This window comes from Planctomyces sp. SH-PL62 (assembly GCF_001610895.1).
Lineage (GTDB): Bacteria > Planctomycetota > Planctomycetia > Isosphaerales > Isosphaeraceae > Paludisphaera.
On the sequence record NZ_CP011273.1, the window covers coordinates 3,252,965 to 3,267,817 of the forward strand.

At 70.9% G+C, this 14,853-nt stretch carries 11 protein-coding genes; 5 read left to right on the plus strand and 6 right to left on the minus strand.

Annotation, left to right across the window (positions count from 1 at the left end):
- Nucleotides 1-21 precede the first annotated feature (21 nt).
- Together VT85_RS12615 and VT85_RS12620 are read right to left on the minus strand one after the other, a co-directional pair.
- Nucleotides 22-378: a hypothetical protein gene (locus tag VT85_RS12615; RefSeq protein WP_197491246.1), complete on the minus strand. Its 357-nt coding sequence runs from the start codon at nt 376-378 to the stop codon at nt 22-24.
- The gene (locus VT85_RS12620) at nt 375-680 is read right to left on the minus strand and encodes a hypothetical protein (RefSeq protein WP_068415524.1); all 306 of its coding nucleotides are present in this window, start codon (nt 678-680) and stop codon (nt 375-377) included. The genes VT85_RS12615 and VT85_RS12620 overlap by 4 nt, the downstream gene beginning before the upstream one ends.
- A gap of 302 nt (nt 681-982) precedes the next feature.
- Here VT85_RS12620 and VT85_RS12625 point away from each other — a divergent pair, with 302 nt between their 5' ends.
- The gene (locus VT85_RS12625; RefSeq protein ID WP_068415527.1) at nt 983-1,885 is read left to right on the plus strand and encodes a ThuA domain-containing protein; all 903 of its coding nucleotides are present in this window, start codon (nt 983-985) and stop codon (nt 1,883-1,885) included.
- Nucleotides 1,886-2,222: 337 nt separating this feature from the next.
- Here the strand turns inward: VT85_RS12625 and VT85_RS26760 are convergent, their stop codons facing one another.
- From VT85_RS26760 to VT85_RS12640, 3 genes are all read right to left on the minus strand, one after another.
- A complete protein-coding gene (locus tag VT85_RS26760; protein WP_082858569.1) occupies nt 2,223-5,444 on the minus strand; it encodes an amidohydrolase family protein in 3,222 nt (1,073 codons plus the stop codon).
- A 77-nt stretch (nt 5,445-5,521) separates the two neighbouring features.
- Complete coding sequence (locus VT85_RS12635) at nt 5,522-7,954, minus strand: efflux RND transporter permease subunit (protein WP_197490629.1); 2,433 nt, start codon at nt 7,952-7,954, stop codon at nt 5,522-5,524.
- A gap of 167 nt (nt 7,955-8,121) precedes the next feature.
- Complete coding sequence (locus VT85_RS12640; RefSeq protein WP_068415530.1) at nt 8,122-8,937, minus strand: hypothetical protein; 816 nt, start codon at nt 8,935-8,937, stop codon at nt 8,122-8,124.
- A 353-nt stretch (nt 8,938-9,290) separates the two neighbouring features.
- Between VT85_RS12640 and VT85_RS12645 the strand changes: the two genes are divergently transcribed.
- Nucleotides 9,291-10,556, plus strand: coding sequence for a lactonase family protein (locus VT85_RS12645; RefSeq protein WP_068415532.1), 1,266 nt, complete (start codon nt 9,291-9,293; stop codon nt 10,554-10,556).
- 25 nt (nt 10,557-10,581) lie between these two features.
- Complete coding sequence (locus tag VT85_RS12650; RefSeq protein WP_068415534.1) at nt 10,582-11,100, plus strand: hypothetical protein; 519 nt, start codon at nt 10,582-10,584, stop codon at nt 11,098-11,100.
- A 28-nt stretch (nt 11,101-11,128) separates the two neighbouring features.
- On the opposite strand, the gene VT85_RS12655 is transcribed toward VT85_RS12650, so the two are convergent.
- Nucleotides 11,129-12,607 (minus strand): Nramp family divalent metal transporter, encoded by a 1,479-nt coding sequence (locus tag VT85_RS12655; protein WP_068415536.1) that lies wholly within the window; start codon nt 12,605-12,607, stop codon nt 11,129-11,131.
- A gap of 252 nt (nt 12,608-12,859) precedes the next feature.
- Between VT85_RS12655 and VT85_RS12660 the strand changes: the two genes are divergently transcribed.
- Entirely contained in the window at nt 12,860-14,056 is a 1,197-nt protein-coding gene (locus tag VT85_RS12660; protein ID WP_068415540.1) for a serine/threonine-protein kinase, read from the plus strand.
- Between the two features lie 46 nt (nt 14,057-14,102).
- Nucleotides 14,103-14,849: an alpha/beta hydrolase gene (locus VT85_RS12665; RefSeq protein WP_068415543.1), complete on the plus strand. Its 747-nt coding sequence runs from the start codon at nt 14,103-14,105 to the stop codon at nt 14,847-14,849.
- Nucleotides 14,850-14,853: the final 4 nt, after the last annotated feature.

The following is a 14,853-nucleotide window of genomic DNA, read 5'->3' on the forward strand; positions in this document are numbered from 1 at the left end:
CCTGGCCCGGCCCGGCCTTCGTCAACCGTGTTCGCGTTCGCGGACGGTGACGTAAACTTCCTGGCAGGTCTCGGCGATCTTCTCGCCCAGCCCCTGGTGCTTGGTCTCAAGCTGGGCGGAGTACATCCCCAGCACCTTGCAGAGGAAGGCCCCGTGGCAGGGGTCGCCTTCCTGGACGAGCTGGTCCAGGGATTCCTCGATCTGGTCGGCCAGATACAGGAGGAACTGGGCCTGGCCCTTGATCTCGGCCAGGTACTTCCGCAGGTCGGGGGAGATCAGCTCGCGAGGCGACGCGGCGTCCTCGACGTGCTCCGCGTGGCCGTCGCCGTCGTGAAACTCGTGCAGCGTCGGGACGCCGTTCTCGGCCGAGGTGCTCATGAGGGGTCTCCGGCCGGGAAGCCAGGCTCGGGCGACTGGACCTGGGCGTCGAGCAGGTCGCACAGCTCGCCGATGGCCTGCATGTGCTGGCTCTCCTGGCGGAGGTTGGCCGTGTGCATCTCGACGAGCTGCTTGATGAAGATGCGGGTGCCGGGGTCCGGCTCGTCCTGGAACCGCTCGACGTCGGCGACGGCGGCCCGGACCAGATAGTCCATGAACTGGAGCTTGCCGCGGATCGAGACCGAGAGCCGGGAGAGCGTGGCGCTTCCCGCGGCCTCCGGTGGCGCTGTGAGCTGGGACATCCTGGAAGTGTCTCCGGGCCGAGGGCCGGACACCTGAGCGAGGCGTCAGCGTCCGTGCGGTGTAGAGGGTCGTCGCCCGGGATCTTGAGTCAAAATCCGCAGGGGACCGAAATTCCCCTGGAGATTACTCCGACCCCCGGCCGCTTGCAAGCGGAAAGCCATCCCCCGGTGGACGCCTGGGCACTTCGACCGGCGCCGGGTTCCTTCCGCATCCGGGGCGTAGTACAAGGAAGCGTCGGAACGCGAGGTCGGGCCGGGCCCGCCTCGCTCGCCATCCCTCTCGCCCGAAGGAGAACCCTATCATGTCCCGAAACCTGAACCGCCGCGAACTGCTCCTGGCCGGCGCCGGCGCCGCCTGGCTGGGCGCGGGCGTCCTCTCGCGGTCCGTCGGGGCGACGGCCCGGGCCCCCAAGAAGGTCCTCTTCTTCACCAAGAGTTCGGGCTTCCCGCACTCGGTCGTCACCCGGCAGGACGGCACCCCGGCGCACGCCGAGAAGATCCTGACCGAGATCGGCAAGGAGCACGGCTTCGAGGTCGTCGCCTCCAAGGACGGCCGCCTCTTCGAGCCCGACAAGATCGGCGAGTGGGACGGCTTCGTCTTCTACACCACCGGCGACCTCACCACCCCCGGGACCGACAAGTCCCCCCCGCTCTCGGCCGACGGCGAGAAGGCCCTCTACGACGCCATCCGCAAGGGCAAGGGCTTCATCGGCATGCACAGCGCCACCGACACCTTCGGCCACCACGGGGCGAGGAACAAGGGGGCCGAGGATCCGTTCATCCAGATGATCGGCGGCGAGTTCGTCTCGCACGGCCCCCAGCAGGTCGCGACCCTGGAAGTCGTCGACCCCAAGTTCCCCGGCCTGGCCGACGGCTTCGGCAAGGCGTCTTCGTTCCAGATCAACGACGAGTGGTACGCCCTCAAGAACCAGCCCGACGACCTGCACGTGATCCTCGTGCAGAAGACCGAGGGCATGGACGGCCACATGTACAACCGCCCCGATTTCCCGGCCACCTGGGCCCGCAAGTACGGTGACGGCCGCGTCTTCTACACCTCGATGGGCCACCGCGAGGACGTCTGGACCAACCCCAACTACCAGTCCCTCCTCCTCGGCGCCCTCGCCTGGTCCACCGGCCTCGCCGACGCCGACGTCGCCCCCAACATCAAGCAGGTCACCCCCGGCTACGACAAGCTGACGCGGTGACGATCCGAGAACGACCGGCCGCCGGGAGCCCCGGCGGTCGGCCTCGTCTCGTCGACGCGACAGCGCGGCGTCCCGGCCCTGATCGACATCGCGGACGAACGCAAGACGCCGACGGCGCTCGTGCTCGTCGTCCCCTTGTAAACGGTCTTCCCCCCTCGCGGGGGAAGACAGACCGCGAAGCGGTCAGATGAGGGGGGGCGAGCATAAGCGCCGTCGGGATTCGCAGCCCGGCCGCACGAAACGCCGGCGGTTTCCATGCTCGCCCCCCCCTCATCCGGCCCTTCGGGCCACCTTCTCCCGCCAGGGGGGAAGGACGTTAAGGGTCGGAATCAGGCGCTCACGGTCCGGTCGCTTCAAAGGCGACGGATCCGTCGATGATGGTGTAGCGTACCCTGGCCGAGAGGACGTCGGGGGGCGGGACCTGGAAGAGGTCGCGGTCGAAGACCGTGACGTCGGCGCGGAGGCCGAGCCTGAGGACGCCGAGGCGGCCTTCGGCGAAGGCGGCGTGGGCGGCGCCGGCGGTGAAGGCCCGGAGGGTCTCTTCGAGGCTCATGCGCTGGTCGGGGTGCCAACCCCCTTCGGGACGGCCCTCGGCGTCCTGGCGGGTGAGGGCGGCGAAGAGGCCCCATTGCGGGTCGACGATCTCGACGGGGAAATCGCTGCCGAAGGCGAGCCGGACCCTGGCGTCGAGGAACCATCGCCAGGCGTAGGCGCCGTCGACGCGGCCGGGGCCGAGGCGGGCGTCGGCCCAGCGCTTGTCGGTGCTGGCGTGCGAGGGCTGCATCGAGGCGATCACCCCGAGTTCGGCGAAGCGGGGGACGTCTTCCTTGCGGACCACCTGCGCGTGCTCGATCCGAAGCCTGGGATCGGCCGCCTCCGGGACGGCCTTCCGCGCGGCGTCGAAGGCGTCGAGCACCAGGGCGTTCCCCCGGTCGCCGATGGCGTGGACGGCCACCTGCCAGCCGTTCTTGAGGGCGGCGACGGTCGTCTGCTCCAGCGTCCTGGGGTCGATGAGGAGGAGCCCCTTGTTGTGCGGGTCGTCGGCGTAGGGCTCGAACAGGAGCGCCCCGCGCGAGCCCATCGCGCCGTCGATGAACAGCTTGATCGCCCGCATCTCGAAGCGGTTCCCGGCGGGCGGCGGGGCCTGGCTCACGAACACGGCCTCCCCGCCCGCAGGGGGCGAGGCCATCGCGTAGACCCGGAGTTTGAGCGAGCCTTCCTCGTCCAGCTCGCGGAAGACCTCTTCCTCGCGCCGGGAGACCCCCGCGTCGTGGACGCCGGTCAGGCCGAGGGAGAGGATGCGATCCTGGGCCGCGAGGATTCGTTTGCGAACGTCTTCGCGCGAGGCGGCCGGGACGACGCGGCCGACCAGGCCCATCGCGCCGTCGATGAAGACGCCCGAAGGCCGACCGTCGGCGAGGTGGTGGATCTGGCCGTCGGAGGGCGGCTGAGTGCTCGCGTCGACCTTCGCCCGCTTCATGGCCTCGGTGTTGGCCCATCCCGCGTGGCCGTCGACGCGCGAGAGCCAGACCGGCCGGTCGGGCGAGGCGGCGTCGAGGGGGGAGGCGTCGGGGAACTCGCCGCCGGGCCAGAGGCTCTGGTCCCAGTTCGCCCCCAGGACCCAGGCGTCCGCCGGCAGCGTCGCCGCGTATTCCCTGACCTTCCGCGAGACCTCGTCGAGCGACTTCACCCCCCGCAGGTCGAGCTGGGTCAGGCTCTCGCCGAGCGCCGCGATGTGGCCGTGGGCGTCGACCAGGCCGGGCGTGGCGAGCGTTCCGGGGGCCTCGATCACGCGGGTCGACGGGCCCTTCCAGGCGAGGACCTGGTCGCGCGAGCCGACGGTGACGATCTCGCCGTCGCGCGCCGCGAGGCCCTCGGCCCAGGGGTTCGCGGCGTAGCCCGTCCAGATCCGACCGGGGAGGAGCACCAGATCGGCCGGGCCGTCGTGCTTCAAACGCAGGACGCGGCCGGGGAGCCTCTGGTCGGCGGCGGGGAATTCCGGCCGCTGGCCGTCGGCGATGACCGCCTGGCCGTTGACGAAGACGAAGCGGGCGCCCTCGGCGTACTTCTGCGGGTCCTCGAACGTCGCCGCGTCGCGGAAGGTCTTCGGGTCGAAGACGACGAGGTCGGCGTACGCGCCCGGCCTCACGACGCCTCGGTCGCGCAGGCCCAGGATCGAGGCGGGGAGGCCGGAGTTGGCGCGGATCGCGTGTTCAAGGGTGATGACGTGCTCGTCCTCGGCGTATCGGACCTTGCGGGGGAAGGTGCCGAACGAGCGGGGATGCGGGCGGGAGGCGTCGTTCAATTCGCCTCGGGTTCCGCCGTCGGAGGCCGTGGCGACGAAGTCGGACTGCATGACGGCCCGGACCTCGTCCTCGCTCATGCTGAAGTTGATCGCCTGCGTGCCGCCGTTGCGCTGGACGTCCAGGACGATCTCCAGCGGCGTCGTCCCTTCCTCCTTGGCGATGGTCGCCAGGTCCTTGCCGACGCGGCTGGGCCTGGGGGGGTAGGTCGTCAGTCGGATCGCCGCGCCCCCCATGCGCTCGTCGAGCGAGCGGAGGATCTCCTCGCGAAGTTTGGGGCCCTGCACGGGGTCGTCGGCCAGCTTCGCGAACTCCTCCTTGCTCACGCGGACGGCCCAGTGGGGGACGACCATCGCGCCGAGCGACGTGCTGGAGGCGACGTAGGGGGACTGGTCTGCGGTCGCGACGCGGCCCTTTGCGCGGGCGTCGGCGATCTTGGCCAGGGCCTCGGCGGTCTTCCCCCAGTTCCGCCGGCCGCTAGCCTTGAGGTGGGAGATGTGCACCGGGGCGCCGGACTGTTCGCCGATCGCCAGGGCCTCGTCGACGGCGTCGAGCAGGCCGCTCTCCTCATTGCGGATGTGGCTGGCGTAGATCCCGCCGTAGCTATGGACGAGTTTCGCCAGCTCGACCAGCTCGGCGGTGCGGCCGTACCGGCTGGGGACGTAGATCAGGCCCGTCGACATCCCCCACGCGCCGTCGTCCAGGGCCTTCCTCGCCAGGTCCTTCAGCCTGGTCATCTCCTCGGCGGTCGGCTCGCGGTCCTCGACGCCCATCACGGCGCGGCGCAGCGAGCCGTGGGGGATCAGGTGGACGACGTTCGAGCCCGCGCCGAGGGCGTAGATCCTGCCGAAGTACGCATGGACGTCGATCGGCCCCGAGCCGCAGTTGCCGGTGACGATCGTGGTGACGCCCTGGGTGATGTAGTTGAGGTTGAGCCGTCCCTTCGCGCCGATGATGCCGTCGTCGGAATGGGTGTGGAGGTCGATGAAGCCGGGGGCGACGACCAGTCCGGAGGCGTCGATGGTCCGCGCGCGGGCCATGCCGGCGAGGTCGCCCACGGCGATCACGCGGTCCCATTTGATCGCCACGTCGGCCTTGCGCCGGGGGGCGCCCGTGCCGTCGACCAGCACGCCCCCCTGGAGCACGACGTCGGCGGGGGGCACGTCGGCCCCCCTCGCGGCGACGTGATCGAACCAGCAGGCCAGCCCCAGGGCGATCCCCAGCGCGGACCGCAGACCTCGGATTCGTCCACCCATGCTCATGCGATTCCCCTTTCGCTCGATCCGATGCCATCCGGCCGCCGCGTCTGGTTCCGCGACGGCCGCTCCCGAGATTACCCTCGCTCCGAGGGGCGGCGGAAGGGGAGGCCGGGGCGTTTCGCCGCCGCGAGCGAGGCCGGGGCGGGGGGCGTGGTCCTTCCGGGGGGGAGCCGGCGGCGGCGTTCGAACAGCGTGAGGCAGGCGGGCAGGAGGAGGAGGTTCCCCAGCGTGCTCCCGGCCGTGGCGACGGCCACCATCGTCCCGAAGTTCACGAACGGCTCGAACTCGCTCGTCCGCAAGGCCAGGAAGCCGACCGCCACGGCCAGGCTGGAGAGCAGAACGCCCGGCCCGGAGACCGAATAGCTGGCGAACAGGCTGCGGCGGAATCCCCGCGTCCGGCGCAGCTTGTGGTACTGGATCAGGCAGTGGAAGGTGTCGTCCACCGAGAGCCCCAGGGCCACGCTGGCGACCAGCGCCGTGGCGATGTCCAGCTTGATCGAGAGCCAGCCCATCAGGCCCAGGACCAGCGCCACCGAGAGCAAGGTCGGCAGCAGGGCCAGGACGGCCAGGGTGGGGCTGCGGAAGGCCAGCGTGAGCATGGCCAGGATGCCGAATGCCGACCAGGCGAAGGTCCCCCACTGCGTCGCCACCACCCCCTCGGTCGTCTTGGTCATCAGGTACGACAGGCCGGTCAGGAACGACCCCGGGCCGAACTCGGCGCGGGCGGCGTCCTCGGCCCGTCGGAAGATCGACGCCTTGGTCGCGGCCGGCTGCTGCTCCAGCAGGCGAACGAGGATCCGGGCCCGCTTCGCCTCCGGGTTCCAGAAGCTTTGCAGGAGCGACGCCTGGGGAGAGGCCGCGATCAGCTCCAGCTTGTCGGCCAGGACCCGGGCGCGGGCGTCCGGGGCGAGCTCGGCGATCCGGCCGTCGGGGTCCAGGACCGTCGCCAGCGAGAGCACCTGGGCCACGGCCCCCGGCCGGTCCGGTTCCAGGTCCGCGATCGCGTCGCCGACCCGGTCGAGCTTGGCGAGGACCTCCGGGTCCAGGTCCGACTCGATCGGCGCGACGATCTCGACCAGGCCGATCCCCCCCAGCTTCGACTCCACGGCCTGGTAGTCCCGGACGACCCGCGTCTGGGGCTTGAACAGGTTGATGTAGTTGGTTTCATACGTCAGCCGGAACATGCCGAAGGCGGGCGGGATCGTGGCCAGGGCGATCGCCGCGACGACATACGCCGGGCGGCGGTGGACCAGCAAGGTCAGCCGGTTCATCGCGCCGGAGACCCGCGATCGCGAGCCTTCCCGGACGGGGATCTCCAGCGGGAACGGCGGCAGCATGGCGATCGGCGAGAGCGCCATGACGAGCACCGCGGCCGTCAGCGTGCAGGCGCCCAGGATCGCCCCGAACTGCCGGATCGGCATCACGTCGCTGGTCACCAGCGCGAGGTAGCCGACGGCCCCCGTCACGGCCGTCCAGAAGATCGGCGTCCAGACCCTGCGGAGGGTGAGCCGCGCCGCGGTGGGGGCGGGGTGCTTGCGGCGGTCGTCGCGGAAGTGGATCGCCAGATGGCTCGCCGCGGGCATCGTCAGGACGATGATCTGGGCCACCAGCGGGCCCCCCGAGAGCGAGAGCCGGACGCCGAACGCGTGCAGCAGCGTCTCGGTCGCCAGCCAGACCGTCCAGCCGGCGAGGATCGGCACGATCGCCCACCAGATGCTCCGCACGGCCGAGAGCGTCACCAGCGCGATCAGGATCATCCCCACCGCCGCCAGCCGTCGGCCGTCGATCTCGATGGAGGCGAAGCCGTCGGCCAGCAGGACCGGCGGGCCGACCACCGCCGGCCTGGCGATCCCATGCCGCGCGGCGAAGGCGTCGGCCTTTTCGCGGAGCAGACGCACGGTCTCGATCACGTCGTGATCGCTGGTCTTCCGCAGTCGGGCGACGACCGCCGTCGTCGTCGCGGTCGAATCGATCAGCGTGCCGACGAACAGCGGGTTCTTGATCAGCCGCTCCCGGATGGCGGCCCGCCGCGCGGCGTCGCCGGCGCGGACGGCCCCGCCGACGGTCATGGCGTTCGCCTTCAGGTCGATGTTGCCGACCGCCCGCCGGGCCGCGTCCATCGCCATCTTGCGCGCGAAGCCGGGGAGCTTGTCGAGCGCCAGCAGCGCGTCGTCGAGCGCCCAGACCAGCGGCATGGCGTCGAGCGACTCGATCCGCAAGACGCCCGGGATCGCCTCGGGCGCGACCGCCGCCGCCAGCTCGGCGACCCGGTCCACCCCGGCCGCGCTGACGACCTCGGGGTCGTCGTAGACGAGGAACACGAAGTTGTCGTCGCCGAAAGTCCCGGCGGCGTCCTGGTAGACCAGCATCGCCGGGTCGTCCTCGGCGAAGAACGAGCTGATCGACTGCTCGTAGCCGACGTGCTCGCCGAAGACGATCAGGTAGGCCAGCAGCGCGAGAACGACCGAGCCGACGACGTAGCGGGAGCGCAGCAGGAGTTCGATCACGGGGGCCAAGATCCTTCTCGGGGTGGTTCCGATCGGTCGCGCCGGCAGTCTCCGTGGCAGGTCCGCCGCGATAATTTCACCAGTTTACCGATCCGGCCCCCATTTGACAGCGCCGCCGCACCCCCGTCGCGAAGTCTCCCGAGCCCCCGAACCGGGGGCGCCCGGGATCAGGCCGTGACGATGGTGTTGTCTTCGATCACGTTGCCGGCGGCCTCGTTCTTGATCGCCGTGACGTTCTTGTAGAGGACGTTCTTCACGACGGTGTTGTTCGTGGCGGCTGAACGGAGCCACACGCCGACGGCCTGCAGCTGGACTCGCGACGAGTAGGTGTCACGTCCGATGAGGTTGCCGACGACGGCGTTGTGCTTCGAGGGGCCCACGAGTTCCACGCCGGCGTTGTAGGTGCCCAGGACGTTCTGCAGGGCGGGCGTCGTCGACACGCCGCCGCCGATCGTGTTGCGGCTGCCGCCGACGATCCTGACGGCCGCCCCCAGCCGCGACTGGCCCACGGCCCCGAAGGCGTTGCCGTCGACCGAGACGAGGTCGGCCTGATTGATCTCGATCCCTGAGGGGGCGCCCGCGCCCTCGTTGATGAAGGAGATACCTCGAATCCGCGAGCCGCCGCCGCGGGGGTTGACCGACATGATTGGGCCGCTCCCCCCGTTCTTGATGATCTGAACCGTCAGGTGGGCGTTGTTGACGGAGGGGTCCGTGGACGTGTTCGGGGAGGCCCCAGCCTGCGTGTAGCCGTCGATGACGACCTTGCCGGTGATCGGAGGGAGCGCCTGGCCCCCCGGCCTGATGGGCGCGTCGCTGGGGAGTTGGAACTCGATGACGTCGCCGCCCGGCGTCTGGTTGGCCTGATTGATCGCCGCTCTCAACGTCCCCGGCCCCGCGCCCGCCGCGCTGGTGACCAGGAAAACCGTCATCAGCGCCCGCGATTCAAGCTGCTCGCTCACCGGTCGGCACGACTTGCGTTTCATAGACGCCCTCGCACTCGGAGGAAGTGATCTACGGAAGCTCAACCAATGGGAAGATAGGACACGAATTAGCGGAGCGTGGACCATTCGGAGTCGCCCGGCCGCGGATTTCCGAAGTTCCCACGCATCGGGTCGGCTCGGGCCTGCGCTGCGTGCGACTCCCGGCCCGGGGCGGGCTCGTGTCAAATTCCTGCGAGGCCGGTCGCCAGCGAAGCTCGAATCCCCCGATCGTCTTGCATCGCGTGCCTCCCGGCCCGAAAATCTCAGGATGACCGCCGCCCGGCTGCCGGAAGGACGATCCGGGCGCGCGGCTTCCTTGATCAACCGACCGCGTCGTCCCAGGTGACATCATCTCCATGACTTCATCCGACCGTTCCCGCCGTACGTTCCTGAAAGGCTCCCTGGCGCTGGCCGGGACGGCGCCGCTCCTGGCCGGGTCGCTCCGCGCGGGGGAGGGCGGGGGGGACCTGCTCGCCTACGTCGGGACGTTCAGCTCGCCGCTCCAGGACGTCCTGCCGACGCAGGTGGACCTCCCCCCCGGCAACGGCCGGGGCATCCACGTCTTCCGGGTGGATCGGGCCACCGGGGCGATGACGGCCGTCGGCGTGCAGGAGATGGGGACCAGCCCGAGCTGCCTGGCGCTGAACGCCGCCGGCGATCGGCTGTACTCCGCGAACGAGACCGATCGCCAGGGCGACGACAAGCAAGGGACCGTCGCCGCCTTCGCCGTCGATCGGGCCGACGGCTCGCTGAAGCCGCTCGGAAGCGTCCGATCCGGCGGCGCTGGGCCGACTTATGTGAGCATCCATCCGTCGGGGCGGTTCCTGCTGGTCGCGAACTACTTCGGCGGCTCCGTAGCGGTGCTGCCGATCCGCAAGGACGGCCGCCTGGGCGAGCCGGTGGACGTGAAGGTCGACGCGGGCGAGATCGGCCCTCGCAAGGCGACGAACGCCCCGCCGGGCTCCTTCGCGATCAGCGGGCACGACCGGACCCACGCGCACATGATCCAGGCCGACCCCTCGGGCCGGTTCGTGATCCACGTCGACCTGGGCCTGGACCGGATCTTCGTCTGGAAGTTCGACGAGAAGACCGGGACGCTGACCCCGAACGAGCCCCACGCGGTCGCGCTGCCGCCGGGCGACGGACCCCGGCATTTCCACTTCCACCCCAACGGGCGCTGGTTCTACTCCATCCAGGAGGAAGGCTCGACGATCGTCCTGTTCGACTACGACGCCGAGAACGGCCGGCTGGCGCCGCGGCAGACGATCTCGACGTTGCCCCCGGGATTCGCCGGCAGCAACTTCACCTCCGAGATCCTGGTCTCGGCCGACGGCCGGTTCGTCTACGCCGGCAACCGCCTGCACGACAGCATCGCCATCTTCGCGGTGGGGGCCGACGGCGCCCTGACGTACGTCGGCGAGGAGTGGACCCGGGGCGACTACCCCCGCAGCTTCTCCTTCGACCCCACCGGCCGATTCCTCTACTGCTGCAACCAGCGCGGCGACAATATCGCCGTCTTCCGCGTCGATCCGCAGACCGGCGGCCTGGCGTTCACCGGCCATTACGTCCCGGTCGGCAACCCGTCGCACGTCGTCTTCCTGGATCTGGCCGAGGTCCGGTAAACCCTCCGAGACGACTGGAGGAGCGATGGAGACCGCCCGCTGCCCTTCGTGCCGAAGCGAGTCCGTCCTGACCGTCGACGTCCTGACCGGCGAGGGGGATGGCTCGCTCATCCTCCGGCCGCGTCACTGCCGGGCGATGGGCTCCGGCGTCGGGATCCGGTCGCCGTTCTCCACCTGCGTCTCGTGCGGCTTCGTCTGGACGGCGATCGACCCGGCGGCGCTCCGGGACTTCATCCAGAGGAGCGGGGAGGAGATCGCCCGGCAGCAGCTCGACGAGTTCGACCGGGGGCCGTTCCGCGACCTGCCGGACACGGACCTCGCGCGCGAAATCGGCGCGGCGATCGCGGACGTCGACGCCCGATACCGTGAGCGCCCGTCGGCCGCGATCCGCCGCTATCGCGAGCTTCGGGGCGTGACCTGGGACCAGGCCCACCACGACACCCGGAACTGGCGCCGCCTCACCCGCGAGGAGAAGCTGGAACTCTTCGGTTGGTCCCCGAAAAAAAAGACCGTCGCAGACGACTTCGACTCCCCGTTCCCTTGAAATCGAAGCCGACTGAAGCCGGCGGTCCTCACCCCGCGACGAGGCTCCGCGCCAGGTCGAAGGCGCTGTAGCCGGCGACGATCACGATGGCGATGAAGGCGATCCAGGTGAAGGTGTCGCTCAGGCGCGAGGGGCCGACGCGGGGGTCGTCGTCGCGATGCCGGAGGTAGATGGTCGCGCCGGCGATCAGCGGGAGCATCATCCCCTGGGCCACGCCCCCCGCCTTGACCAGCCCCAGGGGCTCGCGGACGGCGTAGTAGAGGGCCAGGGCCAGGGCGGGATAGACGATGCAGAAGGCCTTGACCGCGCGCTCGCGGCCGGCGTCGCCCTCGGGCCGCCAGATCCCGGTGAGGTTCAGGAAGTCGACGGTCAGGCGGCTGTTGGCGGCCGTGGAGACGTACAGGGTCTTGAAGAGGACGGCCCAGGCGCCCAGCAGGAAGGCGATCCGCACGCCCCCCCGCAGCGGGGCCAGCGGCGTCCCTTCCAGCGGCCCCAGGTACATCCGCGCGAGGGTCGGGATCATCTCGGGGCCCTTGGGGTCGAGCCCCTGCGGGTGGAGGACCGCCGCGCCTAGCAGATAGAAGGCGATCGTCGCGATCGTGAAGACGATCATGCTCACCCAGGCGTCGAGCTGCATGACCCGCGTCCAGCCCCGGGCGCGGTCGACCCATCGGGAGTCGTCGCCGGCGGGCTTCGGGCCGACGAACCGGGCGTAGCCCTTCTCGATGCACCAGTAAGGGTAGGCCACCAACTCGGCCGCGCCCACGCCGGTGATCCCGAACGCCGAGAAGGCCAGGCCCACGGCCGTGGCCGGCAGGGCGAACGTGAACCCTGAGGCCAGGTCCGGCATGCTGATGCGGAACGTCGTCCATTGCAGGACGACCACGCTGGCGACCGTGAAGAGAGTCACCGCGCCGACCAGGATCGTCGTGATCCGTTCGATCCGTCGATAGCCGCCGGAGAGGAGCAGGACCGTCGCCGCGATCGTCGTCAGGCCCGCCCAGATGTACTCCTCGCGGGTGTGCAGGAACGCACCCCACGACGGCGAGACCTTGGCCACCGCGTCGGCCATGGCCTCGGATGCGGCGGGGAAGGCCATGTGCGCCGCCTGGCCGACGGTCCCCTCCATCGCGGCGATCTGCGCCTGGGTCGCCAGCATCATGATCAGCCAGAGCCAGCAGACCCACGAGGCCCCCGCGCGCGGGCCGGGGAGGGTGTCGAAGGCCGCGAGCGTCGTCTTGCCGTGGACGATCGCGTATCGCCCCAGCTCGATCTGGACGAACACCTTGACCACGCAGCTCGCCAGGATCAGCCAGAGGAGCGTGAATCCGGCCTTCGCCCCCAGGCCCGTCGTGTTGATCAGCTCGCCCGTGCCGACGATCGCCGCGGCCAGGATCAACCCGGGGCCGATCCGCCCCAGCGCCTTGACCAGCGTGCGCGGCGGCTCCTCCACCGCGTCGGCCGGCGTGGCGTAGAGGTCGTGCTCCTCATGCTCCTGCTCGCTCATCGATCCACTCCGCGACCCGACGTTTCGGCGACCCTCGGCCTGTGACGAGGCGAGCCATCGTACGCGGCCCGGAGGCCCGACGCCATCGACTTGTACCAGCCGTCCGATGCGAGCCGGCGGCCGTCCGGCGTGGCGTTCGGGCAACAAGCGTCGATTCGCGGCGACCGGACCGCAAGACCGGGCCTAGCGTTGATTGGGGCCGGCGGGCGACGCGGCCAGGGCCAGACACAACCCGGAGGCGCAGCGAGAACCATGATCGTCGCAAAGGATTCGCCGACGAGCGAGGCCGCCCGCGGGCCGCGCCTGAGGATCGACGCCGTCGCATCCTCGGCGGCCACCTCGGCCCTGACTCACATCTTGATGTCCAGCCCCCTCGACGCGGGAGAGGCGAGTTCGGCCCCGCCCGGCGTCGAGCCGGACCGATCCGCCACGGCCGCCGGCGGAAATCGGCTCCGGCCGTTCCAGCGGATCGGCGCCTATCGGCTGCTCGTGCGGCTGGGACGGGGGGCGCAGGGCGAGGTCTGGAAGGCCGTCCGGAGCGAAGGTCGCGACCGCGTGGTCGCGCTGAAGATCCTCAACCCCGGGCTCTCGATCCACCCCCGACGGCTCGCGCAGTTCCGCCGCGAGGCCGAGCGCGGGGCCCGGCTCGACGGTCCGTCGCTGCTCCAGGTGATCGACGCCGGCGAGGTCGACGGCTGCTTCTACATGGCGATGCCGTTCGTCGAGGCCGCGACCCTCCAGGACGTGATCCACGAGCGCCGGGTCCGTCGCGGCGGCGATCCCGCCGACCTGGTCCACCCCCTCGTCGAGCTGGACGACGCCCGGTACTACGTGGAGATCGCCCGGACGCTGGTCAAGGCCGCGCGGGCGCTCGAACTCGTCCACCGCCATCGCGTGGTCCACCGCGACGTCAAGCCGGCCAACATCCTGCTGGAGCGTCGGCGGCCGTTCGGCGTCTATCTCTGCGACCTGGGCCTCGGCCGCGACCTCGACTGGGCCACCAGCGAGCAGATGCGCGACGGCGCCGGGACCCCCATGTACATGTCTCCGGAGCGGCTCCTGAAGGCCCCGGCCGACGAGATCCTCTCCGACGTCTACTCGATGGGCGTGACCCTGTTCGAGGCCCTGACCCTGGGCCGCCTGTACGAGCCGGTCCGGAACGTCCCGCTCCCCGCGCTCGCCTCCGTTCTCGCGGCGGCCCGGCCCCGGGCGCCCCGGTCGGTGGACCCCAACCTCCCCGCCAGCTTCGAGCCCGTCCTCCTCCGCGCCACCGCCCGGGATCCCAGGGCCCGCTACCGCTCGGCCGGCGACTTCGCGGACGCCCTCGAATCCGCGACCCCCCAGGCGAGCCGCGATCCCGCCATCGAACCCGCGCCTGGGCCGCGTCGGCCCCACTACCTGTCCCGACCGAACGCCTGGCAGCCCGACGCTCGCGCGGAGATCGGGTAGACTGGGGCGTAGCCCTTGATTCGCCGAACGCCGCCCGAGGACGACGATGGAACCCGCCGAGCCCGCCGCCTGCCTCGCCATCCACGGCCTGGGGGGCGGGCCTTATGAGCTGCAACCGCTGATCGACGCCGTTCGCGCGACGGGCCGCCGCGTCGAGGCCCCCGCGCTCCCCGGGCACGAGGGGCCGGGGCCCGTCATGCCCGCCTCGTCCTGGACCGACTGGACCCGGGCCGCGGAGGCGTGGTACGACGAGTCGGCCGCGCGGCGAGGGCCGACGAGCGTCGTCGGGTTCTCGACGGGCGCCCTGGTCGCGCTCCACCTGGCGAGCCGGCGGCCGGTCGACCGCCTGGTCTTGATCGCCCCGTTCTTCGCGATCCGGTATACCCGGCTGCTCCCGTTCCGGCCGTCTCGGCTGCTCCGGATCTGCGCGAAGCTCCGGCCCGACGTCCCCCGGCGCGGCCCCGCCGTGCGCGATCCCGAGGCGCGGCGTCAGGTCGCGGCGCTCGACCGTTTCCGGACCTTCAGCCTCGCCGCGGCCGTCTCCGCTTTGGACCTGATCGAAATCGTCGAGCCCCTCCTGCCGGCGATCGACGCCCCGACCCTGATCCTCCAGGGGAGCCTCGACTCCGTCGTCGAGCCCTGCCGCGCGGCCCGGCTTCGCGAACGCCTCGGCTCGCGCCGCAAGCGGTTGGTCATGCTGCCGAGCAGCGACCACCTCGCGGCCTTCGACCGCGACCGCGAGCGGCTGATCGCCCAGACGCTCGCGTTCCTGGATGAAGACGTGAGCGAATGAGTGG

Excerpts from the sequence above, each read along its gene's own strand:
- VT85_RS12615 (WP_197491246.1), bottom strand. The coding sequence starts at position 378 with ATGAGCACCTCGGCCGAGAACGGCGTCCCGACGCTGCACGAGTTTCAC.
- VT85_RS12620 (WP_068415524.1), bottom strand. The coding sequence starts at position 680 with ATGTCCCAGCTCACAGCGCCACCGGAGGCCGCGGGAAGCGCCACGCTC.
- VT85_RS12625 (WP_068415527.1), top strand. The coding sequence starts at position 983 with ATGTCCCGAAACCTGAACCGCCGCGAACTGCTCCTGGCCGGCGCCGGC.
- VT85_RS26760 (WP_082858569.1), bottom strand. The coding sequence starts at position 5,444 with ATGGGTGGACGAATCCGAGGTCTGCGGTCCGCGCTGGGGATCGCCCTG.
- VT85_RS12640 (WP_068415530.1), bottom strand. The coding sequence starts at position 8,937 with ATGAAACGCAAGTCGTGCCGACCGGTGAGCGAGCAGCTTGAATCGCGG.
- VT85_RS12645 (WP_068415532.1), top strand. The coding sequence starts at position 9,291 with ATGACTTCATCCGACCGTTCCCGCCGTACGTTCCTGAAAGGCTCCCTG.
- VT85_RS12650 (WP_068415534.1), top strand. The coding sequence starts at position 10,582 with ATGGAGACCGCCCGCTGCCCTTCGTGCCGAAGCGAGTCCGTCCTGACC.
- VT85_RS12655 (WP_068415536.1), bottom strand. The coding sequence starts at position 12,607 with ATGAGCGAGCAGGAGCATGAGGAGCACGACCTCTACGCCACGCCGGCC.
- VT85_RS12660 (WP_068415540.1), top strand. The coding sequence starts at position 12,860 with ATGATCGTCGCAAAGGATTCGCCGACGAGCGAGGCCGCCCGCGGGCCG.
- VT85_RS12665 (WP_068415543.1), top strand. The coding sequence starts at position 14,103 with ATGGAACCCGCCGAGCCCGCCGCCTGCCTCGCCATCCACGGCCTGGGG.